Origin of the sequence: Klebsiella sp. BIGb0399 (genome assembly GCF_003752615.1) — a bacterium.
GTDB lineage: Bacteria > Pseudomonadota > Gammaproteobacteria > Enterobacterales > Enterobacteriaceae > Klebsiella > Klebsiella lignicola.
The window spans coordinates 121266-147437 of record NZ_RKHT01000010.1; the positions used below are offsets into that span (position 1 = coordinate 121266).

General features: G+C 54.5%; 22 protein-coding genes and 1 tRNA gene. 5 read left to right on the forward strand and 18 right to left on the reverse strand.

The window, feature by feature from the left end:
* Window positions 1-129 precede the first annotated feature (129 nt).
* The gene (locus EDF82_RS23030) at window positions 130-813 is read right to left on the reverse strand and encodes a TerC family protein (protein WP_123757805.1); all 684 of its coding nucleotides are present in this window, start codon (window positions 811-813) and stop codon (window positions 130-132) included.
* 181 nt (window positions 814-994) lie between these two features.
* Between EDF82_RS23030 and EDF82_RS23035 the strand changes: the two genes are divergently transcribed.
* Window positions 995-1786: a DsbA family protein gene (locus tag EDF82_RS23035; RefSeq protein ID WP_123757806.1), complete on the forward strand. Its 792-nt coding sequence runs from the start codon at window positions 995-997 to the stop codon at window positions 1784-1786.
* Between the two features lie 116 nt (window positions 1787-1902).
* Here the strand turns inward: EDF82_RS23035 and EDF82_RS23040 are convergent, their stop codons facing one another.
* The 9 genes from EDF82_RS23040 to EDF82_RS23080 are packed head-to-tail and all read right to left on the reverse strand — an operon-like array spanning window position 1903 to window position 11003.
* Window positions 1903-2619, reverse strand: a complete 717-nt coding sequence (locus EDF82_RS23040) for an EAL domain-containing protein (RefSeq protein WP_123757807.1) — start codon at window positions 2617-2619, stop codon at window positions 1903-1905.
* A 1-nt stretch (window position 2620) separates the two neighbouring features.
* Entirely contained in the window at window positions 2621-4282 is a 1662-nt protein-coding gene (locus EDF82_RS23045; protein ID WP_123757808.1) for an O-antigen ligase, read from the reverse strand.
* A gap of 1 nt (window position 4283) precedes the next feature.
* Window positions 4284-4808 carry a fimbrial protein gene (locus tag EDF82_RS23050; protein WP_227540164.1) on the reverse strand — a complete coding sequence of 175 codons (525 nt, stop codon included), beginning with the start codon at window positions 4806-4808 and terminating at the stop codon, window positions 4284-4286.
* Window positions 4809-4834: 26 nt separating this feature from the next.
* Window positions 4835-5899, reverse strand: coding sequence for a fimbrial protein (locus tag EDF82_RS23055; RefSeq protein ID WP_123757810.1), 1065 nt, complete (start codon window positions 5897-5899; stop codon window positions 4835-4837).
* Window positions 5896-6501 carry a fimbrial protein gene (locus EDF82_RS23060; protein ID WP_123757811.1) on the reverse strand — a complete coding sequence of 202 codons (606 nt, stop codon included), beginning with the start codon at window positions 6499-6501 and terminating at the stop codon, window positions 5896-5898. Before EDF82_RS23060 ends, EDF82_RS23055 begins: the two co-directional genes overlap by 4 nt.
* Window positions 6502-6524: 23 nt before the next feature.
* On the reverse strand, window positions 6525-7313 hold the full coding sequence (locus EDF82_RS23065) for a molecular chaperone (protein WP_123757812.1): 789 nt from the start codon (window positions 7311-7313) through the stop codon (window positions 6525-6527).
* Window positions 7310-9796, reverse strand: a complete 2487-nt coding sequence (locus EDF82_RS23070; protein ID WP_123757813.1) for a fimbria/pilus outer membrane usher protein — start codon at window positions 9794-9796, stop codon at window positions 7310-7312. Before EDF82_RS23070 ends, EDF82_RS23065 begins: the two co-directional genes overlap by 4 nt.
* Window positions 9797-9836: 40 nt before the next feature.
* Window positions 9837-10433, reverse strand: a complete 597-nt coding sequence (locus tag EDF82_RS23075; RefSeq protein WP_227540165.1) for a fimbrial protein — start codon at window positions 10431-10433, stop codon at window positions 9837-9839.
* Window positions 10434-10454: 21 nt separating this feature from the next.
* Window positions 10455-11003 carry a fimbrial protein gene (locus EDF82_RS23080; RefSeq protein ID WP_123757814.1) on the reverse strand — a complete coding sequence of 183 codons (549 nt, stop codon included), beginning with the start codon at window positions 11001-11003 and terminating at the stop codon, window positions 10455-10457.
* Between the two features lie 585 nt (window positions 11004-11588).
* Here EDF82_RS23080 and EDF82_RS23085 point away from each other — a divergent pair.
* From EDF82_RS23085 to EDF82_RS23095, 3 genes are all read left to right on the forward strand, one after another.
* Window positions 11589-12449 carry a winged helix-turn-helix domain-containing protein gene (locus EDF82_RS23085; RefSeq protein ID WP_227540166.1) on the forward strand — a complete coding sequence of 287 codons (861 nt, stop codon included), beginning with the start codon at window positions 11589-11591 and terminating at the stop codon, window positions 12447-12449.
* Window positions 12439-12957 (forward strand): FidL-like protein, encoded by a 519-nt coding sequence (locus EDF82_RS23090; RefSeq protein WP_123757815.1) that lies wholly within the window; start codon window positions 12439-12441, stop codon window positions 12955-12957. Before EDF82_RS23085 ends, EDF82_RS23090 begins: the two co-directional genes overlap by 11 nt.
* Window positions 12958-13421: 464 nt before the next feature.
* The gene (locus tag EDF82_RS23095) at window positions 13422-14864 is read left to right on the forward strand and encodes a bifunctional UDP-sugar hydrolase/5'-nucleotidase (protein ID WP_227540167.1); all 1443 of its coding nucleotides are present in this window, start codon (window positions 13422-13424) and stop codon (window positions 14862-14864) included.
* An 874-nt stretch (window positions 14865-15738) separates the two neighbouring features.
* Here EDF82_RS23095 and EDF82_RS23100 read toward each other — a convergent pair.
* The 7 genes from EDF82_RS23100 to aspA form a co-directional block, all read right to left on the reverse strand.
* Window positions 15739-15814: transfer RNA gene (locus EDF82_RS23100), tRNA-Phe, on the reverse strand.
* A 115-nt stretch (window positions 15815-15929) separates the two neighbouring features.
* The gene (locus EDF82_RS23105; RefSeq protein WP_123757817.1) at window positions 15930-18017 is read right to left on the reverse strand and encodes a DUF1176 domain-containing protein; all 2088 of its coding nucleotides are present in this window, start codon (window positions 18015-18017) and stop codon (window positions 15930-15932) included.
* Window positions 18018-18168: 151 nt separating this feature from the next.
* Window positions 18169-18744 (reverse strand): transcriptional regulator, encoded by a 576-nt coding sequence (locus EDF82_RS23110; RefSeq protein WP_123757980.1) that lies wholly within the window; start codon window positions 18742-18744, stop codon window positions 18169-18171.
* A 35-nt stretch (window positions 18745-18779) separates the two neighbouring features.
* Window positions 18780-20591 carry a protein-disulfide reductase DsbD gene (locus tag EDF82_RS23115; protein WP_123757818.1) on the reverse strand — a complete coding sequence of 604 codons (1812 nt, stop codon included), beginning with the start codon at window positions 20589-20591 and terminating at the stop codon, window positions 18780-18782.
* Window positions 20567-20890: a divalent cation tolerance protein CutA gene (cutA, locus tag EDF82_RS23120; RefSeq protein WP_123757819.1), complete on the reverse strand. Its 324-nt coding sequence runs from the start codon at window positions 20888-20890 to the stop codon at window positions 20567-20569. The genes EDF82_RS23115 and cutA overlap by 25 nt, the downstream gene beginning before the upstream one ends.
* 92 nt (window positions 20891-20982) lie before the next feature.
* Window positions 20983-22284 (reverse strand): anaerobic C4-dicarboxylate transporter, encoded by a 1302-nt coding sequence (locus EDF82_RS23125; RefSeq protein WP_123757820.1) that lies wholly within the window; start codon window positions 22282-22284, stop codon window positions 20983-20985.
* Between the two features lie 117 nt (window positions 22285-22401).
* The gene (gene aspA / locus EDF82_RS23130) at window positions 22402-23838 is read right to left on the reverse strand and encodes an aspartate ammonia-lyase (RefSeq protein ID WP_123757821.1); all 1437 of its coding nucleotides are present in this window, start codon (window positions 23836-23838) and stop codon (window positions 22402-22404) included.
* 337 nt (window positions 23839-24175) lie between these two features.
* Between aspA and EDF82_RS23140 the strand changes: the two genes are divergently transcribed.
* The gene (locus tag EDF82_RS23140; protein ID WP_174509907.1) at window positions 24176-24646 is read left to right on the forward strand and encodes an FxsA family protein; all 471 of its coding nucleotides are present in this window, start codon (window positions 24176-24178) and stop codon (window positions 24644-24646) included.
* A gap of 75 nt (window positions 24647-24721) precedes the next feature.
* Here EDF82_RS23140 and yjeH read toward each other — a convergent pair whose 3' ends face one another.
* On the reverse strand, window positions 24722-25993 hold the full coding sequence (gene yjeH / locus EDF82_RS23145) for an L-methionine/branched-chain amino acid transporter (RefSeq protein WP_123757823.1): 1272 nt from the start codon (window positions 25991-25993) through the stop codon (window positions 24722-24724).
* Window positions 25994-26172 lie beyond the last annotated feature (179 nt).

A 26172-nucleotide genomic window follows, 5' to 3' on the forward strand; every position in this document is an offset into this window, starting at 1 on the left:
CTCATTTGGATTGATGCAGTGGTCACAGCTTTCACCTCTAAGCTTAGGGCAAATGAGGGCGCGCGGAGCAGGAATGTGCGGGAAACTTGACGCCGTCGGGGTTGACGGCGTGTGTCGCGGGCAGGGTGGTTATTTGGCCGGGCGGGTCCGGTAGTTGCGGCGCAGTCCTTCCAGCAGCACCAGCGCGGCGCCAAGGGCGCCGGCAATCAGCGAGAGTGAGTCGGGCGCGTGCGGGAACAGGCGCACGATGGTCGGGTCGGTCACCCACATCGACCCGGCAATCCAGCCGATCAGCGCGCCGCCCAGCAGGATAACCACCGGGAAGCGGTTGAGGATAGCCAGCACCAGTTTGCTACCGGCAACGATAATCGGGATGCTGATCAGCACACCCAGCGCTACCAGCAGCAGGTGGCCTTTACCGGCGGCGGCGACGGCCAGCACGTTATCCAGCGACATGATTACATCGGCGACGGTTATGGTGACGGCGGTCCGCCACAGGCTGCCTGAGCTGCTGACCTCTTCATTCTCTTCCTGATTGGCAACCAGCTTGATGCCGATCCACAGCAGCAACAGGGCGCCAACAATTTTCAGCCACGGCAGTGAGAGCAGGTAGAGGGCGATGGCCAGCAGCAAAACCCGCGCTACGATGGCGCCGGCGGTGCCAATAATAATGGCTTTGGTCCGCAGTTCCGGCGGCAGCTTACGACACGCCATGGCAATCACCACCGCGTTGTCGCCGCCAAGCAGCAGATCGATTGCGATGATTTGCAGCAAAATGACGACGATATCCCACTGATTAACTAACTCATTCATGCCTGACTCATATCATTAAAAAAGATCTCAACGGGAAAGCGTACCCCTGTTGCGCCATCGTGTCATATTGAAAGACAAAGTTACTAATCAATGCATCGTGTCACGATGATTCCCTGGTAAAGAGTGTTACCTTGTCCCGTTAGGCTCACCTGCCGTTTTACTCATCGCAAGGATTACCCTCATGGCTGGCATGAAAAAAATACTGACTGGCGCATTGCTTGGCGTCACGTTACTTCCGGTTCTGGCAACGGCCGCAGAGGCTCCCGCCGCAACATTTACGCCGGAGCAAGAAGCGCGCATTGGCAAAATTGCCGCGGATTATTTAGTCGCGCACCCGGAGGTGCTGTTACAGGCCAGCCAGAAGCTGCAGCAAATTCAGCAAGAGCAGCAGGCGAGCGCGGCAACCCAGGCGGTAATGAAAAACCAGGCTGCGCTGACCCAGGATAAAAATACCCCGACCTATGGCCCGGCGGATGGTAAGGTCACCGTTATCGAGTTCTTTGATTACCAGTGCATCTACTGCAGCCGTCTGGCGCCGGTGATGGAGCAGGTGATCAAAGCGCATCCGCAGACCCGTTTTGCGTTTAAAGAGTGGCCTATTTTCGGCAGCCGTTGGGAAACCTCGCTGACCGCCGCGAAGACCGGCCTGCAAATTTATCAGCAGAAAGGGGCAGAAGCTTACCTGACCTACCATAACGGGATTTATGCTACCGGGCATAACGAAGGCAAGCTGACGGCGGCAGATGTTCAGCAGCAGGCGAAGAAAGTGAATTTCGACGCTAAAAAAGCGGCGGATGTTGACGCGGTGCTGCAGAGCACCAACACGCTGGCCCAGGAGATTGGTCTGAGCGGCACGCCGGGGGTGATCGTCATGCCGACCACCGGCGCGACCGAAGCGACTATTACCGTCTTCCCAGGGCTTGCAGATAAAGACTCGCTGGAAGCGGCGATTAAGAAGGCCGGCGGCAACTGATTGCTGGTCGTCGACAGCACCGCGAACCCGCCATTCGGCGGGTTTTTTATCGTGACGGCCTCCCGTCTTACAGCCCCGTTTGCAATATGTTGGTTGTGGTTCGCATACGCGATGCATCACGCGTGTTGATGGGACGTCGGCATGGTGCCGCGAAGTAAAAATCCTTGTACCGCATCGGCACCGCTCTCGAGGCTGAGGGCATAATCTTGCCGGGTCTCAACCCCTTCAATCACCACACGGCGGCCTATCTGGCGATAGCGGGCGATCAGTCGCGTCAGCTGGTGCTCTGCGGTTCTGAACTGGTGGAACAGCGTGTTCGAGATTTTTACGGCATCAAAGCCCATTCCTGATGATTGCCAGGCGGGCAGTTGCTGCGGATATAGATCATCCAGCCAGACGTTAAACCCTGCCCGACGGAGTATGCGCAGGGAGGTCAGCACATTGTGTTGTTCGCTGTGGCCGAGGTGCAGCAGGGTCCCTGGATCCTGGATTTCAATGATAATCCGCGCCGGGTCTGCCTGGGTTACCAGGGACTGCACAAAGGTCGGCTGAATGATCATGTTGAGAGAGAGATTGATCGAGAATCGCCCTGAGAGAGGGGTAACCTGGCGGACTTGCCACAAAAAGAGCTGCTGCTTCGCCTGAGCAGAAAGATGACGAAAGAACGCATCCAGTGAATCGCGCGTCTTGACCTGGCTTAAGACTTCCTGGACGTTGGGTTCAGCATCGGCGAAGAAGTGGATTAATTCCAGCCGGATGCCGCAAATTTGCTCCAGTTCATGATGACGCTCCGTTGCTGGCGGGGTCAGGGTATTGGCTCTCTGTCTGCTCATGTTAATCATTCCGTTGATTGAAAGGGCGTCGTTGGTCCTGTAGCCAGGCGATCCGACGGTCAAGCGGGTATTCAAGATAAAAGCGGGCCGCCAGCTGGCGGGCCGTGGCGACATCTTGCTGATGCAGGGCAATCAGAATGCGTGTGAAAGAGACATTCGGATCGGGGTGAATGCGGACGTAGTCGGTTGCCCAGCGGCGAAACGCGAGGAGCCAGCGCTCGTCTTTCGTCTGCTGGTAGCGCTGCAGATAGCCCATGTTGATATCGAACCGGTAGCGAGTGGCAAGCAGCCAGGCGTCAGGGGGGACCGGTGCCTGAAGTCGATACTGTTCGCCACGTCTTTCAAGGGCGGTCAGGCGCTGTTGGGTGTGCAGCGTGGTTAGCAGAAGCGGGATGAGCAGCAGCGTCAGGATTAGGGTTGTGATGCGGATCGTCGCCGTTGCGGTCCCGGTAAGCCGTTTTCCCTGAACCGGGCGATCGGCACAGCGTATCAGGATGATCAGTAGCAGCCAGTGCGGCGTTGATTGCCAGACAGGGTATTCCGTTAGCATATGAATCAAGACCGGCGTCCCGGCCAGTAAACAGGCGCGACGCCAGATATTGCCCGTCAGCCAGAGCCAGAGGCCGCCGGCGATAAAACAGGCAACCCCGAGTAGCCCGACAATGCCACCTTCCACCCACCACAGTATCAACTCGTTATGCGGGTGCGAAATCCGGCTCAGCCCGGTGTGGCCAAACTGCGTCAGGAACAGAGACGGAAAGCTGCCAACCCCGGAGCCTGACCAGGGATGGCGGGCAATCAGCGCCCATGAAAAGCGCAGGATCTCCCAGCGTGTCGAGGCGGAGGTCAGATGGTCAATTGTTGCGACGGACAGCAGGCGGTGCATGGCTTCGCCAGCGGCGACCCCCAGTAACAGCAGCAGCAATAACCGGAACAACGGCTGGCGTGCAGGAACCACCAGCAGCAGCAGGGGCCAGCCGATAAACAGGGCCAGGTATCCGGTTTGCGACTGGCACCCATGCACCACAAATCCCATCAGCACCATGCCAATACCGATGGCGATACGGTATCGGGGGCCGGTTCGCAAGGCCAGTACGGCGGAGATCAGCGTGCCGCTGGCCGTGAAGCTGGCCATCAGATTGACCTGCTGGAAAACGCCATACGGACGAGTCTCTCGCCATAACGGAAATTCCCAGAGCTGCGCGAGGGGCAGATGCAGGTACTGGATGAGAAACACCAGGCACTGGATCAGGCTGGCTCCCCATAGCATTGAGAGCAGGGCGGTCAGCGTTTTTCCCGTGAGCGGTATCTGCAGCAGCACCAGGTAAAAGAGGGCTCCGCCGATGAGCGCGCCGGCGACAAGTGTGGCCTCTGCACGCCAGATCGCTGCCGTCAGCAAACACAGCATCGTCAGCAGGAGCGTGCCCGCGAGCATAAAGCGCAATGGCGTGGTGATGCGCCAGGGGTGTCGGCGTAGCACGCAGGAGGCGCCGCCCATCACCAGCGCGGCATAGAGCCAGGCGATGATATTCAGCGGTAGCGACAGGCCACTCCCTCCGTTATTGGGCCAGTAAAGAGGGAGCGCCGCTCCCCAGAATGCCAGGCTCAGGCCCAGCAGGAAGCGGCGTGCCGGGGAGCGTGTCGGAGAAAAAAGAAGACTCATGCTATTGATAATTCAGGGTCCAGGTTCCACTGGCGCTGAAAGGACCATACTCGATGGTCTGGTTTTTCAGGGCCTCTGGCTCCGCCTCTACCCAGCTCAGGAAGGTTAAATCCATGGGGCCTTCGGTAATGGTCTGACGGGAAGTGCTTTGGCCCAATTGAATGGCATCGCCATTCTGCTCACTCAGCCCAATGGCGATGCCCGATGCGCTACCTGGCCCTGCGGAATTTAACGCCAGGTGGTTGGGCAGGTTCGCATTTTCTGTGCCGTTAAAGGTGACGGACAGGGTGGCAAAAACGTTGGGATTACAATCCCGTAATGAGAGGGTGAATGCGTGCGGCTGGCTACGCCCGGTCAGGTAGAGGTCTTTCACGGCAATATGGCCGAAATCAACTTCAATTTTGTCCGCGTTGGGCGCAAGGCTGCAGGCCAACGCCATGACGGTGCCGTGAAAATGCATATCGCCGCCAACGAGTTTGGTATCCGCTTTGACGGAACTGACGGGCAGCAGAAGGAGCAACGTCATGAATAGCCGGTATGTCATCAGGTACCTCACTGAAACTGTGCCACGACGGTGGCAGAGGCTTCAAATTCCCCCTCTTTCACACTGCCGACCCCGGGACTGGCAACCGGCGCGGCGGTGATATTCCAGTCCCCCTGGTTTTGATAGAACCCTTTGATGTTATAGAACTGATTGGGTACCACGGTGCGGCCGCTTTCCTCTTTGAGGATGATGCCGAGATCGTCGCGCTTTTGTCCGTTGCTCAGCGTGCCGAGAAACTGGTTGTTGAAACTGGCGGTTCCGGAGGCGGTACTGGTCTGGACCGCCAGATTGATATTCAGCGCGCCCTGGTCAAAGCTCCCGCCCTCGCATTCAACATGGATGGGGATGGATTTGCTAAAGTTGGTGCCGTTGAGCTTATCGCCAGAGCCGGGTAAGTTACCGAATTCAATCGTGATTTTGTCACCACGGTTAAAGGTGCATTTGTCCGGTACGGTAATAATCCCGGATTTAATCACCACGCGAGAAATAGAGGTGGTCGGCGTGGGACCGACCGTGCCCATTCGTCCCGCCACGTCGAGCAGCGACTGAGAGGCGATGTTGATGCCGTTAATAATCGGTTTGGTGACGATAAAGACCACTTTTCCTTTGGAGCCGCTTTCCACGTTTCTGACCTTCGCGACACCCGTGCGCGTCGAGCACGAGTTGTTGGTCAGGCGATTGGAGACATTGGTGAACGGCGCCCGGACGTAGTCGCGGTAATTTCCGGCAATCCACACCGACACTTCAACATCGAGGTATTCATTCAGGCGATAGCGATTGGGCCCCTCTGATGAGAGCGGCATGGTTGAAAGCGTGGAGTAATGGATCGCTCCCCGGCGAATATTCTCCAGGGGGCAGTGGAAATTGACCGTATACTGGCCGTTCAGATTCCAGGTGAAAGGGTTAGTCCGGCCACCGATATGGTTCTTGCTCATATCTAACGATTTCAGTTCGATATCATACTGATGCGGCATTCCCCCCTGCGGTTCACCTTCCCCTTGGGTGAATGCTGACGCGGCCAGAGGGCTGAGCAATAACGCCGAGCCGAGCAGCGCGTTGAAAAATACGGTCATAAATACTCCAGCTGCAGTCTGAGCAATCCGTGAAACTCACCCGCGCTCACTTCCGTCCCGGTCGATTCCAGCGCGGCGAGAAAGTGAATCGCATTGTTGCCAGGCTTAACGATCCACATGCGTTGTGGCTGGCTGAGGTGGATCAGCTGTTGGCCTTCATTCATCACACGGATGCCCGCTCCCTCGACATCACCATGAATACGCGCGAGATCGCTATTTTCCCGTGCGCTCTCCGCCATCAACGTTAATGACACCCCTTGTCCCGTTGTACTGTGTGCGAACAACGGGGCGGCAGAGGTTTGCCCGGCGACGTCCTGGAGCTTGTGGCCCGACCCTTTCAGACAATCGTTGAGGTTTAAGGTCACCAGCACCGGGTGGCTGCGATCGCCTGCCTGATGAAAAGCCCTGGCGGAAATCTCCCCGAGGTCGATGCTTTGGTCACGCGACGCCATGTCCAGCACGCACGGAGAAACATAAACACGCCCGTGGAAGTGAACGTTGCCATATTCACCAGAGACATGGCTCATATCCCGGCGGCCGTTATCGGCCTGAACCGCGCAGGCGTAGCCGGCCAGCAGCAGCGCGCATAGATGCTTTTTCATTGTTGAACCCCCGATCACGCGTGTTACCTGGGCTGCTGGGCGGCCGGCAATGCCCGGCAGGTATCGCCTGTGCAGCGGTATTTGAGTTCTGGATGACCGCCAAAATCATTCACGTACATCATGGTGAACTGGCTGATGCTGGCGTCGGTGACCTTGAAGTCCATCGAGGATTTGGGGGCCACCATCATTCCCGGGAAATCCGTCAGCCTGCCGCTGCCTTCTGCTTCCGGTTTGCGGCTTAGCCCAATCACGGTCACAAAGTAGGGGGTCGGGTTTTCCACTGACCACTGGCGCCCTTTTTTGTGAAACACCACCTGGTTTTGCCACACCGCACCGGGCTCCGGCGGCACAATGGCGGAAGGGCGATAGAACAGTTTGATGCGGGACTGCATCGCCAGCTGCAGCACATTGGGCTTATCCGGCTTGGGGGGAATTTCACGCACGTTAAGGTAGAACAGGCTTTCACGGTCCTGCGGTAACGCGGTAATCCCGCTGGTTTTGGTGACGCGGGCAATCCCTTTCTGGCCGCCATTAATGCGCTGCAAAGGCGGGAGCACCATCAACGGCGATGTCACTTTGGCGCCGCTGGCATCCTCTACCCAGGATTGCGCCAGGAATGGGGTCGTGGGGCTGGTATTCGATAAATTCGCGCTCACCGAGCGATCGTTCTCGTTGATGATGAGTCGGGTGCGGTCAAGGGCAACGCCTGCCCAGGCGGAATCGACGGCGGCGGCCAGTAGCAGGCCGCATGTAACGGACATCAGCCAACGCCGGACAGATAAATAAGATTGTTTTTTCATCACGCTATTCATTTTGCTGGTTGAGAGAATTGGCAAGGCAGTAAGACATTGCCCTGGGGGTTGATTTGTCGGGGAACCTGCAGGTGACACTGCGTCCGGCCTCCCCATACAACGGAGAGCGTTTCATCCGGCTTAACGCCAGCGATCCAGCTTTCACCGTTGTCCATGACCATGGCGACGCTGACGCCGTTGGCATTAAACACTTCTGCACCAAAAGGAGGGGCCGAACCGTCGGCAAGACGCAGCATGGCCATCATCTTTTCCCCTTGCGCCACGGCAAAGCGTTGGTAGCCGATGGCTCCTTCCGTTAGCGTGCTGGTGACAATCGCTTTGGTGGCGGCGATATCTTCATCCATGGCATCGACGTCAATCCGGGTATCAAAGCTGTTGTAGCTGACGATGTCTGGCACGACCGCAATCCCATAGCGGTTTGAGTGAGCCTGTTCGCCGTTGAGCGGGACGTTGGCGACGCCATCGGTATCGACCATCACGCGGGCGGTGTTCATCGAGGCCTGGCTGTTGTGCAGCGCGGCACCATGCCGCGTGGCGGTAAAACCACCGCGCACGGTGCCCCCGACGGAAAGGTAGCGATCCTGCTGCCAGCTGACGTTGGACTCCAGTTCCGCCATCATGCTGCGGTGCTGGTAGTAACCATCAAAGGCCGTTCGCCCCTCATCTGACAGGCCTGCACGTATGCGCCATGGGTTATTGCGATCGCGGTTATCCGAATAGGAAACCATCTGGCTGGTCCGGTTGCCGCTGTTTTGCAGTTGATATTCAGTCGAGCGCCCGTCTCGCCACGGGATGGACAGGGACAGAGAAAGACTGTCATCGCGCTTTCCCTGATATTCAGAACGATACGCCGCAAGGTTAGCGCTGACCCCTTCCACTCCGGCGAACGAGAAGGTATGCCCGACGGACAGGCCATAGCGGTCCTGCGAGCGCCGATCCCAGTAGTTCTGGTGGGCATAGGTCAGATACAGCGTGGTGGCAAGGCGCGGATCGTCAGCAAAAAAGGTTTTATTCCCGGTGAGGGTATACATCTCTTTTTCACGCCCGGAGCTGTCGTTGTTTTCATACTGCTCATCGAGGAACTGCGAGAAAGAGCGGAAATTTCGCTGGGAAAAACGATATCCGGCAAAGGTAATGGCGCTGTTGTACTCGTCAAAGGTCTTGGCGTAGCTGAGCTTGAAGGACAAGCCTTTTTGTTGGTTTTGATCTTTTACCCGGCTTATCGACTGGGTGACATCCGCCGAGAGTGCGCCAAGCAGGCTCAGGTCACGCCCGATCCCCACAGACCAGGCGTTGTAGCGATTACCGGTCAGCAGCGCGCCGCCATACAGGGACCACGCGTTGCTGACCCCCCATGAAAAGTCACCACTGTAAAACGTAGGCCCCTGGAGGTCGTGATTGTAGCGCGAAGGTTTCCCGACCGAGGTGTTGTAACGTACATAGCCCGGGCGCGTCAGATAGGGGATATCCGCGGTATTGACCTGAAAGGTCTGCACTGTCCCATCCTGCTCTTCCACCCGGACATCCAGGGTACCGCGCACCGAACTGCGTAAGTCTTCGATATTGAAGGGGCCTGCCGGGACGGTGGTTTGATAGATCACGCGTTGCTGTTGGCTCACCGTCACTTTGGCATTACTTCTGGCAATGCCGTGCACCTGTGGAGCATAGCCCTGCAGATTCGGCGGCAGCATACGCTCGTCGCTGGCGAGATTCGCGCCAGTAAAGCGAATAGAATCAAAGAGCTGTGAATTCAGGTAGATTTCACCAAGCGTGAGCTTTGCCGCCAGCATGGGCAGTGGGCGATAGGCGTAAAACTGATCCCAGTCGAAGCGTGTGCCTTGCGTATCGGAGGTGTAATTAGCCTGATACTGGCTACGAAAACGCCAGGCACCGATGTTAAATCCCGTCTGACCATAGCCGGACAGGGACTGGTAGCTACCGCCATCCTGCTGATAGCGTGTTGCCTGGCCGGACAGGTTGTAGTCAAAAATGAGCCCGGCGATACCGTTGTCCCAACGTTCAGGCGGCGTCCAGTTTGGGTCGCTGTATTTCATCCATGCCTGGGGGATGGTGATGTCCAGGACCCCGGCGCTATTGTTCAGCACAATGCCGGGTAAGTGCGAGATGTCGAGGCAGCGTTCAGAACGCGCCCGGACGTAGGTCAGCGCCTCTTCCTTTAGCGCTAACAGGTCGAGTTGTTCTGCGCTGAGGCAGGCCACTGTTTTATGCGGGTGGTCGGCATCGGTAATGTAGTGGATCTGCTGCTGAGCGATCTCCTGGCCGTTGATGTGCACATCCAGCAAATACTCTCCTGGAGCCACATAGTTACCTTCTGAAAAACGCTGTAAATCAACGTTTTGTCGGTCGCTGGCATCCAGTACGGCAGTATTGAATTCCACGGCATCGTCAGCGGTGGCTGGAGAAGAGCAGGCGAGGGTAATAAAAAGTGCCAGAAGCGTTTTGGATGTATTCAGATTAGTCATCTTTTTTACTCACCTTCAGGACCTTTATTACCAGAACTGCTTAGAGATAATTCACAACAAAATGCATGTTGGCGTTAAATTCACCGGAGCTGATATGTCCGTCCTCGGAAATCAAATGCGCGGTAAATCTGAGCGTATTTTTCCCTGGATTTAGCGCATAATCCGGCGAGGGAACGCCAAGTTGAATGGGGTTGCCATATTTATCAAATATCGTGATTGATAAATCTCCAGCATCAGTTTTCACACTTAAATGATCTTTGCGCTGGCGATCTGAGACACTATAAAAAGTAATGCTGGCACTATGAAATATACTGCCAGGGTGTTGTGAGTCGCCTAATGAACATCCCAGTAAATGAATGCTAAAATCATGTGCTGAAATATTTCTAGGGGAACCGCTGATATCTCTTGCTGAAATACTATTGAATTCCACCGTGAGATCCTGGTCATCATGATCAACATAACAAGCGGCTTCGATTATTGTTCCCTGCAAATGCATTTTCCCTGGCGTTTTGGCGTTGTTGCCGGTATTAGCCAGAGTCCATGTCGATGGAAGGAAAATAAAAAGCAAGAGCATCCGCCATCCAGGCATCACCGCACTCCCTTTATCGCATTGATAAAACGTTTTGAGCAGGTGCACTGAGGCACCTGCCCGATATCGTTACTGGTAATCGATCTGGAAGTTCACGGTGGACTCAAAGTCACCTGGTGTTACGGTATCGGAGGCGTTATTTGCCTGTAAATAAGCAACGAAGTCGATATCGGTTTTGCCATTAGCAATATTGACCTGGGATGCTGCTTCGCCCCATTTCACGTCCTGGTTACCGCTGTCAATCATGCCAATACCTGCGCCATGGGCAGTACCGGAAGTGAAGGCGGCGAGAGCGGCATTGTCCGGGTCGATGGTTGCCGGGGTATAGGTCACGGTTGCTGTTTTAGCGACGGTAGTATCGCAACCCTGCAGCATAATTTTTGCATGCTTGGTTCCGGCGCGCTGATTGTCTTTTAATTGCGATGTCGGGATTTCACCAAAATTAACCTGTACCGGGCTGGATTCCGGAGCCAGACCGCACGCAGAGTTGACCAGGGTACCGCTAAACTGAATTTTACCATTGGTCGGGTCAACATTTTTTGCTGCGAAAGCAGAGGTTGCAGTCATTGTCATACCGGCCATCAGCGCACAGGCGACAGCTACATTTTTCATATTCATGTTTATTCTAACCTTGTTTCTGTTTTGGGTTATTACAACGATGCTTCTGCAAAAGGTATTTCTTCGCCAGAAATACCTTTTTAGCGAATGGTCACGTCAGTTTCTTTACATCTTCTGGTGAAGACGGTCTGTGTGTCAGCCGGTAAATAATTAAAGTGTCATTATCTTGAGCTGCCATGTGCATCGTTTCGGTGACCTATATTAAGTCGGTAAGAAAATGAGACAATGCAAAGTTCGGGTTTGAATCAAACTCAGGGGAACCTGTTGCGGTGATGACGTTGTGGTGCGTTTTTATGCGAATTTAGCTGTATTTGTGCGCTGCGTGTGGATTTATATACTGTATTTATCTGTTTTTATGGTGCTTTTATCTGTCTTTGTGATTTTTATTTATCTGTGAACCCCATCTTCAGATATTTATAAATTCTTTGTAAATAAAAACAGGGAGATCAAAGTGTAGGGGTGACAATAAGATAGCCACTTTTTGCATGCAGAGTATTCAGTCATGAGGAAGGGGTTAATAAAATGTTATTAAGTGGATAATAAAGTGATCTTTGGCAAACGCAAAAATGATAAATGAATTGTGATATGCTTACGCCTCAATCATTTATTCAGGGAGATTCCTGTATCAAGGAGACATCATTGGTTTCTCATATCCCAATATGCAAGATTAAATCTGTGATAATTGACGGCGGGCTGGTGTTCAGGCCGCAAAAGAATTCGTTAAAAGACGTTGGGTCCGGGAAGACAGGCAATCTCAATAATGTCGCATCACAATTACTACTTTATTTGTTGCAAAACGGTAGTGAAGTGTCCACACGCGATGAGGTTCTGCTTAATGTTTTTCAACGTAATGGCGCCAGGGCAACGGATGCGAACCTGAATCAGCATATCTCTTTTATACGTAAAGTGATCACCTCTATTGGCCATCCGGCTGAGGTGATTGTGACGGTACCGCGAATGGGATTCAAAATCGGCGAGTTTGGTATTAATTTTCAGTTGCTCGAAGCACCTGAAAACGAGAAGGGACTCGCTGTTGATGCCGTTAACATAAAAGAACACAGCAGGAAAACAAGCCGCTGGGCGATCGGACTGACGGGATTAATTACCAGCATTGCGGTGCTGGCAACATACTGGTGGACCTGGATACCCAATAACATTCCGATGATTGACGTTTCGGTCCTGAGGACCATCGAGTGGCAACAATGCCACATTCATATTCTCGGGAATGCCAGTACCGACAATATTACGGATAAAAGTGCTCAGGATATTTTTAAGGATACCGGGATTGCGCCGGACTGTTCTGTGAAAAAAGACCTGTATCTCAATGCCTGGGCCAGTAATCATGATCTGATCAACTGGAAATTTGCTGCTGAGTGTGGGCGTAACAATGGCTATTACTATTGCCACAGCCAGTATCATCATCGTGAGGAGTGGTATGAAGACTGAGAGGGATCTGTCGCCATTTTTTTGGTCACTGGTGATCATCATTATTGGAGGGGCGGTGATAGCTTTTTTACTGGTAAGCCGTGATGCCAAAAAAAATGAAATTAGCTTTTCCTGTTCATCTGAATTCAGCTCATCTCTTGATATCCATAAATCAAAGATGAATCTTGAGGGGATTTTGTTGATTACCAGCTATCACTCCGGTAATTTTTCCTTGTCTGTACAGGGAACGCTGAAAGCTGAAGGTGGCCAGTATGTTGTTAACCGCAAGCTTTTCTTTCGCTATTCCCGGCCACTGGGACACGCGGCGGGCGTGTACAACATTAATCCATCAGGTCGTGAAAAGTCGCCGGATGATAATGCGCCAGATGCCATCGATTATCTTTTCTTTGATGCCTATGAGCGTGGGGATAAGCTGTATATGGTCAAACGCATTGATCGTGAAACGGTCATCATCGGTGACCAGTTTTCACCACGCTACGCCTGTGTGATGAACCATTTTACCCACTAGCGATAGCGTCATATCTTCTGGCATAAGACCGAATCCGTGAGAGGCAATAGGGAGGATGTTGTGTTCTCCTCCTTTAGTCGCTTTTGGTAAGAGACTGGAACATTTACGTTGAGGTCTGGAAGCGTTGTTTATAACTACAAATAGTGCCCTGATAACGATGAAACGGCTAAGAGAAACTGACAAATATAAAGTGATAAACTTCACATAACTAAATTCATTCGCTTTTATTCAGTCTGGCTGGTTCGATAAATTAAGTCATTACAGGATTGTGACTGAAAACAGGCAAAACCTGAAATCTGAATGACTCCGTCTGACGGGGGAGTGTGGATTTCAGGTTTTTTTGTTTTTGTTAACAGAAGGGAATGATTATTCGCTAGCTGAATATAAACAGGTAAGCGCTAAAGCTTTTAACAGGGAAAAATAAAATGCTGATAAGAAAATGGTTAGTATCCGCTTTGTTAATAATGAGTTCATGCTCATTATATGCCAGTGAAGTTGTCACGCTGACGCTGTTTCATACAGGGGACACCCACGGCAGAGGGATGAGCGATGAGAACATCGGATACGGAAAAATGAGTAAGTATATCAATACCTTTAGAGAGAAGTCAGAGCATGTTCTTTTGCTGGACGTTGGTGACGCGGTCAGTGGTATTCCCGTGACGGATCTGAGTGCTGGCCAGACAAATATCGATGCAATGAATATTATGAAGTATGATGTCTTTACGCCAGGAAACGCAGACTTTATTTTTGGCGGCCAGGCATTGCTGGCATTGAAAGAAAAATCCCGGTTTCCGTTTGTCACATCTAATGTCTGGTATCAGGATAAGCCAGCGTTTAATCCATTTATCATTAAAAACGTCGGCGGACTGAATATCGGTATTATTGGCGTCTCTCCGCTAAATGCGATGGTTGCAACGACGGATAATAAACTATCAGGCTTTCGGGTCAGCGATCCGCTTGAAGCCGTGCAGGAAGCCGTTGCCCGGATTAAAAACCAGACAGACCTTATCATTGTGCTGGCTCATCTGGGGAAAACAGACCCCGAAGTGAATATTACTAAGCTGACTGATGCCGTGGCGGATATCGATGTCATTATCGACGGGCATGACCATATTGCCGTGCCGGGTGGAAAACAGCTGGGTAAGACAATCATGGTGAATGCCGGGCAGTATGGCGAATATCTGGGACAACTCACCCTGACCGTTAAAGATAAAAAGATTACGGCCTGGCATGAACAATTGCTGGATAAGGCCGCATTGTCCCAGCTGGTTCCGGACCCGGAAACGCAGTCTCTTATCGACCGGGTGAATGCAGAAAATCAGGCGGTCCTTAGCCAGATCGTCATGACGCTGCCTTTTGCGCTGGATGGCGAGCGGGCGCATGTCCGGTCCGGGCAGACAAACCTGGGGTCAGTGCTGGCCGATGCTGAGCGTGAACACGCAAAGGCGGATATTGCCTTTACGGTCGGCGCTTTCCTGCGTGACAGTATCAGTGCCGGGCCGGTGACTTTTGGTCAGGTACTTAACGCGGTGCCATTCTCTCTGCCTCTGGTGACGCGGGATATGACCGGTCGTCAGGTCAAAGATTTTATCGAACATAATTATAGCGAGCCAAAGGTCTATACCGGTGCCTATGCCCATGTCAGCGGGCTGGCGTTTGAGGTGGATTTCTCCCGTCCTGTGGGCGACAGAATGATGAATATTCGTGTGAATGGTTCACCGTTTGAGATGAACAAAACATACCGGGTGGCCTGCAATGAACAGGTCAGCGACTTCGGGATCCGGGATATCGCCATCCGTGACCGCTATGAGGTGACGATGTCCACGGTGTTGACGGACTACGTCAAGCGCCATCCGGAGTTGATGCCGCCGAAAGCCCGGGTCCACTTTATCGGCCTGGAAAAGTAGCGCTGTGGGAAATTTAATTGTCCTGCCCGCACGCTTGTCGAGCGGGTCAGAAAGGGTGAGCGGTTTAGTGAGAATTACCTAATCAACACTGTGTTAAAACACAGTATTGACAGTGGGTTAATAACGAGTAGATTGACCTTATGGCCGGTAAGGAATTAATTTAGTTAGAGTGTTATAACCGGTATGATTTATCAGGTAAAACTTACCTGATAAAGTAAGTCAGATGCGATAAAGGCCACGAAGTAATTGTTGTTTGGGCTCTTCAGCATTGAGCAGAAAGTTTATGCCATGATATGAAGAGGTTTTAAGGCCACGTAGTAAAGCTCTACAATCGCATAATGTGGACGATGGCGCGATGATGTAAGGCCTTGTTGTTGATGGTTATTTTGCGGTTCGATTGGTGGCAGTTATGGCAACCAAAAGACAGCGAAGATAGTAAGGCAACGCATCAAAGAGTATATATCGCGCGGGCGATGTACTTAATTGAGAATCGTCGTCAGGATAATTCTCAATGAAATAAACAGGATAGAAATTTGTCTACTAGGATTTCAGGAGGATAGCAGCATCTGAAGTACCGATATATCCTGTGAAAACATGTACATCTTTAGCAGTAGTATTAAATAATTAAGTTGATTAATGTTAGATATTAATTTGAAAGTATCATAAAAGCCCCGGTGTTTTATTGCTGGGGCTTTTTCATTTTTGCGGCTAGTGGTGCCCGGACCCGGACTAACGCCGCAGGCGTTGAACAGCGCGCTTGTCGCGCTGGCCCCGAAGGGGTGAGCGGTTTACCGCGAATAATCGAACGGAGTTCGATGAAGAGTCCGGCTCTCAGAAAGCAAAAAACCCGCCATAGGCGGGTTCTTCTAAATAGTGGTGCCCGGACTCGGAATCGAACCAAGGACACGGGGATTTTCAATCCCCTGCTCTACCGACTGAGCTATCCGGGCAACGGGGCGCATTAAACCGTAATCCACTCTGTGCGTCAACCAAATTTCTTGATTTTCCTGCTGATTGCTTAACTTTGCGGCAGTTACGCCGCAAAAGGAGTATTTTACCTGGGTATCACATCATTCCGTTGTCGCCTTCACGGGGCTTCCAGCCGCTGATGGCCGAGATCGCATGGCGTACGCCGGAAATCGTGTAGCCGCCGATGACATCTTCATCTTCGCGGGGGGAGCTGATCATGATCTCGGCATCGACACCGTGACGATAGGCGCCGTGATGGCTGACCACCGTGCCGATAAAGCATTTTCCGGCGATCCAGACGGGAATATAGGCTACCGTTTCATAGACATAATAAGAGGCTACGCCGCTGTAGTAGTTATCCGCTTCATCAGATGAGGTGCCGGGCGGTATCGGGCAGATTGGCTCATCCCCGGCGTTGGCTTTTTTGTCTTTCAGCAGATTGCTTTGCATCAGATCCAGCGACTTGAGCAGGTCTGCCTGATCCTGGGGATTCAGCGCCGGGGAGAGCGGCTGGCCCTGTTCCGGTGAACTCAGGGTTTTCAGCGCATAACGATAGCGAATCGTCACCGCTGGCGTTCTGTCGGTCGGGCTGAAGGGCCGCAGCAGATAAAGATTGTCCTCGCCAAACTGGCCGTTGTACCACAGCGCATACACCTGGCCGTTGATTCTGACCCACTGATTCCACTGATTGGCGCCGCGCCCGTTGAGTGAAAACAGTGCGCCAGGTACTCCGGCGTCAAAATCATCGTCGTCGTCGCTGTCGCCCTGAACGACGCTATCAAACGTACTGTCGCCGCGTTTCAGTACCCCGGTATAGCTGAAGAGCCCGGTGCCGCCGATATAGCTGTCGATGATTAAATCGCGCTTGCCGTCGTTATCCAGATCGACCAGCGTAAAGCTGACCTTGCCATTTTCCGAGTCGGCATCGATATCGGAGTGGAGGAATGCCTGCCATTCATCGTCGCTGATATCGACAGCGGGTTTGCTGGTCGATACCAGGGAGTCATCGGCGTAGGTCAACGTGAAGTTGGTGATGTGCCCGGTCAGGGGGAATTGCTCGACCACCTTTTTTAATGCCAGCTCAGGGTTGGCCTTCTGCTCTTTCAGCACCGCGTTATACAACGCTTTCAGCGCGATGTTATCGGCCTCTTTCTGCTGTTTTGGCCGTACCTGGCTGACGAAGGTTGGCAACATCCAGGTGCCGCCAGGCGTGATTTCACGGCACATCCCGGTGCTGTACTTCAGACTCTGAACAAAGGTGGTGCCGTCCCAGACCCGCTCTTCACCGCTGACGCAGTCGGCGATGCCGCGGCCTTTATTGAAGAACGTGATCACGCCGTCGGCGTAGCTGGAGGCATCGGTGGTAATGGCGACAGGTGGCGTACGCAGGGCGTTATCCACCACCCACATCGCGTAGCCGTCGTTATAGGCCGCACGCCAGCACAGTGCCTGAATGAGTGAATGGCTCTTATCCAGCGGCGTAGATGTTATCTGGCGCTCCTGCGCTGGAATTGCGTTGTTCTGCCAGTCGTCACAATGGCTGTTCAGCTGCGGGATGAGCGCCGGCAACAGCTTCTGGCGCTGTTTTGCCGTCAACGGCTCGGCCGACGCGTTGTGTGGCGTTGGGGCGGCGATAATCTCCGGTGCAGGAAGTGGGTTAAGCGTGCCGTCATCGTCGGCATCGCCTTTGCGGACCAGCGCATCTGCGGTTCCGAGACGTTGCTGAAACTCATCTATCTTGAGGAATACCGCGCTGCTGCCGGCGCTGGAGAGCGGCTTACGCTGGCCATTGAGCGCGATCTCAATCTGCCGGCTGTGCTCCAGCGCCTCAATTAGCGCGGCGGTCTGGGGACTATCGAAACGGAAGTGGCTGTCGTCTTTCGCCTCCAGGGTGCCGCGATCCTGGCCGTCGATCAGCAGGCTCACCGTGGCATCGGAGGGAATATCATTATCGGTCTGGGCGAAAGTCACCTGGGCGTTTACGCGCTGCCCGGCGCCGGCGTCACGGGTCAGCAGGACGCTAATTTCACCGATGTTGACGCCATAGCCCGCGGCCCGGCAGGTGCCGGTGTTATCGCAGGCGACTTCCCAGTCTTTATAGGCGAAAGAAAACCCTTGAAGTGGTGCAGCCTGGAGCAATAACGGACACAGCCCGATGATGGCAGCCCAAAGGAGACGTCGCATTTCAATCCCGGTAGACAGAGTGGTGTAGGGGGATTATACGCTGCGGACATCAAGTTGCATCTGTGTTAGTCGGCCGTTCATTCCCCGTTTACCCACCAACGGGCATCGCCCTGAATGTCAGGCGCGTGTAACGACGACCTGCCGACCACGATCAGGTTAACGCACCGCCGCTCCGGCACTGGGCAAAGCGCAGAATGTCTTCTGCCAGCCGCTGCGCGGTATCGACATCTTCCTGGCTACGTTTGACCAGCATACGGCTCAGGCAGCCTTCGACGATCAGCTCCATCTGTTTGGCGACCATCGCTGGATCGTCCACTTCCAGCAGCGTCAGCAACTCGTGAGTATAGGCCAGCGAGGCCTGTTTTTGCTGTTCCGCCAGTTGATGGACAGGATGCTGCGCGTCCGGGAAAAAGGTACAGGCGGCGATAAACAAACAGCCGGGATAGCGATGGTTGCTCACGCATTTGGTCAATGCGCCGTAGCGAGCCAGCAGCTTTTGTTCCGGCGTGAGCGAGTCGTCGAGCAGCAACTGCCGACGCCAGACATCAACCTGATGGCTGAGATAGCGCAGCGCATCGTACAGCAGCGCGTCGCGATCGGGCCAAAAACGTTTGAGGTCATCGAGCGGGTAAGAGACGCGTTCGGCGACCATTTCCAGCGTGGTGTTGGCAATACCTTCGATTTCGAGAATTTGTATGGCTTCACCCAGGACATCTTCACGTTGCACGGTCTTCTCCTCCATTTTTCCTCCTAAAGTGTCGTTCACGGTTGCCAATCACGCAAATGGGCGCTGAATGCGGCTGCATCCATAAACCCGGTCACACGTTGCGCGGGCTGTTCTTCTCCCCGTGTATTAAAGAACAGAATCGTGGGCAGGCCGAGCACCTGCAGGTGCTTCAGCAATGCCACATCGTCGGCGCTGTTCTTCGTCACATCGATCTGCAGCAGAACGGTCCCTTTCAGGGCCTGTTGTACCTCTGCAGCGCTAAAGGTGTATTTCTCGAACTCTTTGCATGCCACGCACCAGTCGGCGTACAGGTCGAGCATCACCGGCTTGCCTTTTGCCTGTGCCAGCGCGCGATCGAGTTCTGCGACGTTACTGACGCGCGTAAAGGCCAGGTGCGCCTGCTGTTGCGCGGCGGGCGCGCCGAATGCCCAGTCCTGCAGCGGGCGAGCACTGACCAGCGCGGCGCCGAACATCATGATTTGCGCGATGCGCAGCCACGGACGAGTGGCGCCGAGCAAGGTAATAAAGGCCCAGCTAAAGAAGGCTACGCCCAGCATCGACCACAGGCGCAGCCCCCAGGGTTCACCGACGATACGCTCCAGTAAAAAGACCGGCAGCGCCAGGATCACAAAACCAAATGCGCTCTTCACGTGGCCCATCCATGGCCCGCTCTTCGGCAACAGACGGTTGCCAAAAACGGTCACCAGGATCAGCGGCAGCCCCATGCCCAGCGCATAGAGATACAGCGTGCCGCCGCCGAGCCACAGATTACCGCTTTGGGCAATATACAGCAGGATGGCGCTCAGCGGTGCGGTGGTGCAGGGCGAGCAGATCAGCCCGGCAATGGCCCCCATCGCAAAGACGCCGCCGGGGGAACCGCCCTGGCGTTTGTTGCTCATCAGCGTCAGGCGGGTCTGCACGGCAGAGGGGAGTTGCAGGGTAAACAGGCCAAACATCGACAGCGCCAGCAGGATAAAGACCACCGAGAGGCCAATCAGCACATAGGGGTGCTGCAGCGCCGCCTGGAACTGTAAACCGGCGGCGGCGACCACCAGGCCCAGCGCGGTATAGGTCAGCGCCATCCCCTGGACGTAGATAAACGCCAGCAGCAACGCCCGGGCAGTGGACAGCCGCTGTTTACCGCCGAGCACTATGCCGGAGATCAGCGGGTACATCGGCAAGACGCACGGCGTGAAGGCGATACCGATGCCGATCAGCAGCGCCCAAAGGGCAGTGAAGGGCAGGCTGGCCGGATCATCGCTGGCGTCGGGCTTCTCCTGTGGCGGAGTCGGCTGTACCGGCGGGGCGGTTTTGGCGATCAGCTCCGGACGTTTTTCTACCGGCAGAGGCGGATTAAATTTCGGCTGCCCGACGGCAGGAAGCGCTGCCGGAGTCGACGTTGACTCGCTGCCGGACGTCGCCAGCACCGCGCGAAGCGGGACGATTTTGGTCTCTGGCGGATAGCAAAAACCGGCGTCGGCGCAGCCCTGGTAGGTGACGGTGAGCGTCGCGCCTTTTGCCGCCTGGCTGAAGGTCACCGGTACGCTCAGGCTCTGACGATAGATCTCGCTCTTGCCGTAAAACTCATCTTCATGCCAGGTGCCCGGAGGCAACGTTGGTTCGACGAGCGTGGCCTCTGCCGCCGTCAGTTTGATCTGCTGGCGATAGAGGTAGTAACCATCCTTGATGTGCCAGGTCAGGTTGACGTCGTGCTGGTTCTGCTGGAAATCAAAAGCAAAAGCCTGATCCGCAGGAACGAAATTAGAACGACCAGGGGCGTCAAATAACCCGGCGAAAGCGGATGTGCTGCACAGCAGCAGAATCAGCGTAATGATGCGTTGAGCCATGAGAGGTAATCAGTGTCTCCGTGGGTGACGGGTAAAACCAAGAGTTCGGGTGTTTGATACGGGTGATGGGCCTTCAGACATTCCAGTAAGGCCTGCTGGTGAGCCAGGTCGGTTTTCAGCAGCATTTGAACTTCATACTCCTGTTCCAGCTTCCCTTCCCAGTAGTAGAGCGATGTTGCACCTGGCAGGAGGGTGGCGCAGGCGGCGAGCTTTTCTGCCAGCACTTTTGCCGCCAGATCCTGGGCGGTGGCTTCATCGGGCGCGGTACAGAGAACAACAACAGCATCAGGCGTAGTCATCGTGAACCTCGTATCAGCGAAAAGAGGCACTATAGCACGCAAGGTGGGGGATTAATGAAACGGGCCAGGAACTGGCCCGAATTTAAGCAGATTTACAGCATGATGCCGCCGAAAATGAACCCCAGAATGACGCACAGGGTAATGGCAATCACGCCGGGGATCAGGAACGCGTGGTTAAAGACGTATTTGCCGATGCGCGTTGAACCGGTGTCGTCCATCTCAACCGCCGCCAGCAGCGTCGGGTAGGTCGGCAGGACGAACAGCGCGGATACCGCCGCAAACGAGGCGATAGCGGTCAGCGGGGTGACGCCGAGCAGCAGCGCCGCCGGCATCAGCGCTTTGGTGGTGGCAGCCTGGGAGTACAGCAGGGTTGCCGCGAAGAACAACACCACCGCCAGCAGCCACGGATAGTTGTGCAGCAGGTCGCCGGCAACGGCCTGGATATCGGTGATATGCGCTTTGACGAAGGTATCGCCGAGCCAGGCGACGCCCAGCACGCAGACACAGGCGCTCATCCCGGATTTAAAGGTGCTGGCGTTGAGCACTTCGCCAGTATCGATTTTACAGGTGATGCTGATAAGCGTCGCAATGGTCAGCATGAACACCACGATCGCTTCGTTACGCGGCAGTACCGGGTTCTGAATCAGCCCGACGGTATCGCTGATCGCCGTAGCGTAGAACATTACCGCGACAATACCGACGAGAAACAGCAGCACCGAGCGTTTCGCATGAGGTTTCAGTTCGAACACCTGACTGCCGCGCAGCCTCACTTCACCTTTTGCCTGGCGCTCCTGGTAAATCGGGTCGTCTTTCAGTTCACAGCCGAGGAAGTTACAGACCACGGCGGTGAGCATCACGGCAATCAGCGTCACCGGAATACAGATCGCCAGCAGCGTCAGGTAGCTGACGCCAAGCGGTTCGAGGATCCCGGCAAAAAAGACCACGGCGGCGGAAATCGGCGAGGCGGTAATCGCAATCTGCGAGGCGACAACGGCGATAGACAGCGGGCGGGACGGGCGAATACCTTGCTCTTTCGCCACTTCGGTAATCACCGGCAGGGTCGAGAATGCGGTATGTCCGGTTCCCGCCAGAACGGTCATAAACCAGGTGACCAACGGGGCAAGGAAGGTGATGTATTTGGGATGGCGTCGGAGCATGCGCTCGGCCAGGCTGACCAGATAGTCCATGCCGCCGGCCACCTGCATCGCAGCAATCGCGGCGATAACCGCCATGATGATTTCAATGACGTCGAAAGGGATCGCGCCGGGTTTAATTTGAAAGATGAGCGTCAGGACGAGCACGCCCAGACCACCGGCAAAGCCAATGCCGATGCCGCCGAGCCTGGCTCCCAAATAGATAGCCAGCAGGACAACCACGAGTTCTGCTCCAAACATATGCGCCTTCCTTGTTTTTTAACAAGTTGATATTGAATTGTTGTGATTTGGTAAACCTAAGAATGCAAAAAAGGCATGTCATTGCTGACATGCCTTTTGGTAGTTTAACCCGAAAGCTTACTGTTCGCTTTCATCGGTATATCGCTTCGCTTTATAGGCCGGATGCATCAGGTTCTGGGCAGAGAAAATATCGTCCAGCTCTGCTTCGGTGAGCAGCCCGCGCTCCAGTACGACTTCGCGTACGCTCTTGCCCGTTTCGGCGCAAATCTTGCCGACGATATCGCCATTGTGGTGGCCGATAAACGGGTTCAGGTAGGTGACAATCCCAATTGAGTTATAGACATAGCCTTCACAGACTGCTTTGTTGGCGGTAATGCCGTTGATGCATTTTTCCAGCAGGTTGTAGCAGGCGTTGGTCAGGATATGGATAGACTCGAACATGGCCTGGCCAATCACCGGCTCCATGACGTTCAGCTGCAGCTGACCGGCTTCGGAAGCCATTGTGACCGTGGTGTCGTTGCCGATAACCTTAAAGCAGACCTGGTTAACCACTTCTGGCACCACCGGGTTGACTTTGGCCGGCATGATGGATGAACCCGCCTGCAGCTCCGGCAGGTTGATTTCGTTCAGGCCAGCGCGCGGACCGGAAGAGAGCAGGCGCAGGTCATTACAGATTTTGGACAGTTTCACCGCCAGGCGTTTCAGCGAGCTGTGGACCATCACGTAGGCGCCACAGTCTGAGGTCGCTTCAATCAGGTCTTCCGCCGGAATCACCGGCAAACCGCTGACTTCCGCCAGTTTTTGCACTGCCAGCTGCTGATAGCCATCCGGGGTATTCAGACGCGTACCGATGGCGGTGGCGCCGAGGTTCACTTCCAGCAGCAGCTCAGCGGTGCGCAGAATGCATTTGGTCTCTTCATTCAGCAGAACGTTAAAGGCGTGGAACTCCTGGCCGAGGGTCATCGGTACCGCGTCCTGCAGCTGGGTACGGCCCATTTTCAGGACGTCCTGGAATTCAACGGCTTTATGCTGGAAGCCTTCGCCCAACTGGTTGATGGCGTCGGTTAATTTCAGCAGTGAGGCATAAACGGCGATACGGAAGCCGGTCGGGTAGGCATCGTTGGTGGACTGGCATTTGTTAACGTGATCGTTGGGGTTCAGATACTGGTATTCACCCTTCTGATGGCCCATCAGCTCAAGGCCGATGTTAGCCAGAACCTCGTTGGTGTTCATGTTGACGGAGGTACCCGCGCCACCCTGGAACACATCAACCGGGAACTGGTCCATGCATTTACCGTTATTCAGTACTTCGTCACATGCGGCAATAATGGTGTTTGCGACGCTTTTAGGAATGGTTTGCAGTTCCTTGTTGGCCATCGCAGCGGCCTTTTTCACCATCACCATACCGCGCACAAACTCAGGTATATCACTGATTTTGCTATTGCTGATGTAGAAGTTTTCAATCGCTCTCAGAGTATGAACACCATAGTAGGCGTCAGCTGGAACTTCCCTGGTACCCAACAGATCTTCTTCGATACGAATGTTGTTTAACATGTGAACCTTCTTTTTCAAGCTGCCAATGAATTCACCAAATACACAGAATTTATGAGATTTAGCGTATTTTCTTGCCGAAGATTATTTCCTTAATCGGCCCGGTGCCCACGATCATATGCTGATGATAGCGAATGTCAGCAACCTTGATCACTTATTATGTATTGCAGGGTATAAGAATTATTAATCTGTGAAATGAGTCACCGCTTTGCCATTCATGACAAAATAAGCCTTTCCACAGATTGAAATCTGGCGTTTTAGCCCAATATTGATGTGATGCGAAAAGCAAACCAATGACTGCGGGGGCCGATAATGGCCGCCGCTAATGAAGGAGACGCCGGTGCGTTGGATTCCGTTAATTGCCATTTTTTTATACGTTTACATCGAGATATCGATCTTCATCCAGGTGGCCCACGTGCTTGGCGTGTTCATGACGCTGATTCTGGTGATCTTTAGCTCGGTGGTCGGGATGTCGCTGGTGCGTAACCAGGGCTTCAAAAACTTGATGCTGATGCAGCAGAAGATGGCGGCAGGGGAAAGCCCGGCCGCCGAAATGATCAAAAGCGTCTCGCTGATCATTGCCGGTCTGTTGCTGCTGCTGCCGGGGTTCTTTACCGACTTCCTCGGCCTGCTGTTGCTGTTGCCGCCGGTGCAAAAGCACCTGACCCTGAAGCTGATGCCGCATTTGCGCTTTAACCGGATGCCGGGCGGCGGTTTTAGTGCCGGAACCGGGGGCGGTGAGACCTTTGACGGCGAATACCAGCGCAAAGATGAAGAGCGCGACCGTCTGGACCACAAAGACGACCGCTAAGCTGTTCAGCCCGGTCATCCATTGCCGGGCACAACAGTTTATGAGCCGGATACGCGTTGCGCGGTCCGGCTTTTTTTATCGGTTTTTTATCGCAGATGAAGGCGTCTGGGCCGGTGGGCGGCGCTTCGGCAGCCACAACCAAAGGGCGGCCATCACGACCAGGGCATACAGACTTTTCCAGCCCACCATCGTCAACAGCAGCAGACAAAGTCCGCTCCCGACGATCGCCAGCACCCGGTAGCGCCCCTGTAACAAGCGGCAGCCTGCCAGCATGCACAGCAGATAAATCATAATAAAGATGCCGTTGGCATAGACGATCAGCGCGTCGAGATTGATATCAAGCCAGTAGATGCACAGCGTGCTGATGACGCAGCAGCCCAGTACCGCATTGAGCGCATTGCGGGGAATACGCTGCGGCGAAAGTTGCGCGAGGTAGCTTTCGGGCTTGTACTGCGCCTGGGACCAGACCAGGCGGGCAAAGCTCTGGATATAAATATTGAGGCTGGCGAAGCAGGCGAGATAGCCAATTACGCAGGCGACCCACAGTGCCTGCACGCCAAATAAGTGCACTACGATGGTCGGTAACGATGCGGCCGCGGCCATGTCGTCCCCGAAGGCATGAAAATGCAGAACCAGCACGGTGCAGGCCCAGTACACCGACCCGGCCAGTAACAGGCCGATCATCAGTGCGCGGGGGAAATCGCGCTCCGGGCGTTTAAATTCCGATGCCAGATGGGCAAAGGCTTCGAGACCGACAAAGCACCAGAACATCACCGATAGCGCAGAGAAAAGCTGGGAGCGATCGATTTCCGTCGTCGCCGGAAAGGGGATGTGCGCGAGGTTAATCCCACCGCGCCACCAGATGGCGGCGATCAGCGCTACGATAAGGATCGCGACCAGCGTTTGCAGGTTAGCGCTGGAGCTGGCGCCCCGCGAGCCGACCCACCAGACGATGGCCAGGGTGCCCAGCTCTGCCAGCAGCAGCTGGCTGTCGTGCCAGCCAAACAGGGCCTGCCCGAAGCCGGTAGCGATATGCAGGGCGGCAGGTAGCCCCACCGGAATGACCGACAGGAACAGCCAGCCGGTGACGCGTTCCATACGGGAACCGAACGCCATATTGACGAAGTGCGCGACGCCGCCGGCGCTGGGGAAATGGCGGCCCAGTACGGCAAAGACAATGGCAATCGGGAAGACCAGCAAAATCAGCGCAGGCCAGGCCCACAGGCTGTTGTCTCCCGCCACCAGGGCCGCCAGCGCAGGCACTGCGAAGACGCCGGTGCCAAGTAGCGACGTCGAAAGCAGCCCCACTCCCTGAGCCAGACCTAACTCCTGCTTCAAACCACTCATGATGCAATCCTGTCCCTGAAAAAATCGATGGTATCACAATCGTTTTTACTTATGACGACGGCCGTTTTTGTGAGTCAGCGCACGCGGAAAAAATTTTTTTTAACTTTGCCCCTTGAAGCGGGAAAACCTACCCCCATCTCTCAGGCACTAGCCGGAAAACCTTATACGGGCCGGTGTCA

Bases quoted from the DNA above. Each gene is read 5' to 3' on its own strand.
- EDF82_RS23065 (WP_123757812.1), bottom strand. From the start codon at position 7,313: ATGAATAGCGTGATGAAAAAACAATCTTATTTATCTGTCCGGCGTTGG.
- EDF82_RS23050 (WP_227540164.1), bottom strand. From the start codon at position 4,808: ATGACGTTGCTCCTTCTGCTGCCCGTCAGTTCCGTCAAAGCGGATACC.
- EDF82_RS23105 (WP_123757817.1), bottom strand. From the start codon at position 18,017: ATGCGACGTCTCCTTTGGGCTGCCATCATCGGGCTGTGTCCGTTATTG.
- aspA (WP_123757821.1), bottom strand. From the start codon at position 23,838: ATGTTAAACAACATTCGTATCGAAGAAGATCTGTTGGGTACCAGGGAA.
- EDF82_RS23090 (WP_123757815.1), top strand. From the start codon at position 12,439: ATGAAGACTGAGAGGGATCTGTCGCCATTTTTTTGGTCACTGGTGATC.
- EDF82_RS23055 (WP_123757810.1), bottom strand. From the start codon at position 5,899: ATGACCGTATTTTTCAACGCGCTGCTCGGCTCGGCGTTATTGCTCAGC.
- EDF82_RS23060 (WP_123757811.1), bottom strand. From the start codon at position 6,501: ATGAAAAAGCATCTATGCGCGCTGCTGCTGGCCGGCTACGCCTGCGCG.
- EDF82_RS23125 (WP_123757820.1), bottom strand. From the start codon at position 22,284: ATGTTTGGAGCAGAACTCGTGGTTGTCCTGCTGGCTATCTATTTGGGA.
- EDF82_RS23095 (WP_227540167.1), top strand. From the start codon at position 13,422: ATGAGTTCATGCTCATTATATGCCAGTGAAGTTGTCACGCTGACGCTG.
- EDF82_RS23070 (WP_123757813.1), bottom strand. From the start codon at position 9,796: ATGACTAATCTGAATACATCCAAAACGCTTCTGGCACTTTTTATTACC.
- yjeH (WP_123757823.1), bottom strand. From the start codon at position 25,993: ATGAGTGGTTTGAAGCAGGAGTTAGGTCTGGCTCAGGGAGTGGGGCTG.
- EDF82_RS23085 (WP_227540166.1), top strand. From the start codon at position 11,589: ATGCTTACGCCTCAATCATTTATTCAGGGAGATTCCTGTATCAAGGAG.
- EDF82_RS23030 (WP_123757805.1), bottom strand. From the start codon at position 813: ATGAATGAGTTAGTTAATCAGTGGGATATCGTCGTCATTTTGCTGCAA.
- EDF82_RS23040 (WP_123757807.1), bottom strand. From the start codon at position 2,619: ATGAGCAGACAGAGAGCCAATACCCTGACCCCGCCAGCAACGGAGCGT.
- EDF82_RS23035 (WP_123757806.1), top strand. From the start codon at position 995: ATGGCTGGCATGAAAAAAATACTGACTGGCGCATTGCTTGGCGTCACG.
- EDF82_RS23045 (WP_123757808.1), bottom strand. From the start codon at position 4,282: ATGAGTCTTCTTTTTTCTCCGACACGCTCCCCGGCACGCCGCTTCCTG.
- EDF82_RS23080 (WP_123757814.1), bottom strand. From the start codon at position 11,003: ATGAATATGAAAAATGTAGCTGTCGCCTGTGCGCTGATGGCCGGTATG.
- cutA (WP_123757819.1), bottom strand. From the start codon at position 20,890: ATGACTACGCCTGATGCTGTTGTTGTTCTCTGTACCGCGCCCGATGAA.
- EDF82_RS23115 (WP_123757818.1), bottom strand. From the start codon at position 20,591: ATGGCTCAACGCATCATTACGCTGATTCTGCTGCTGTGCAGCACATCC.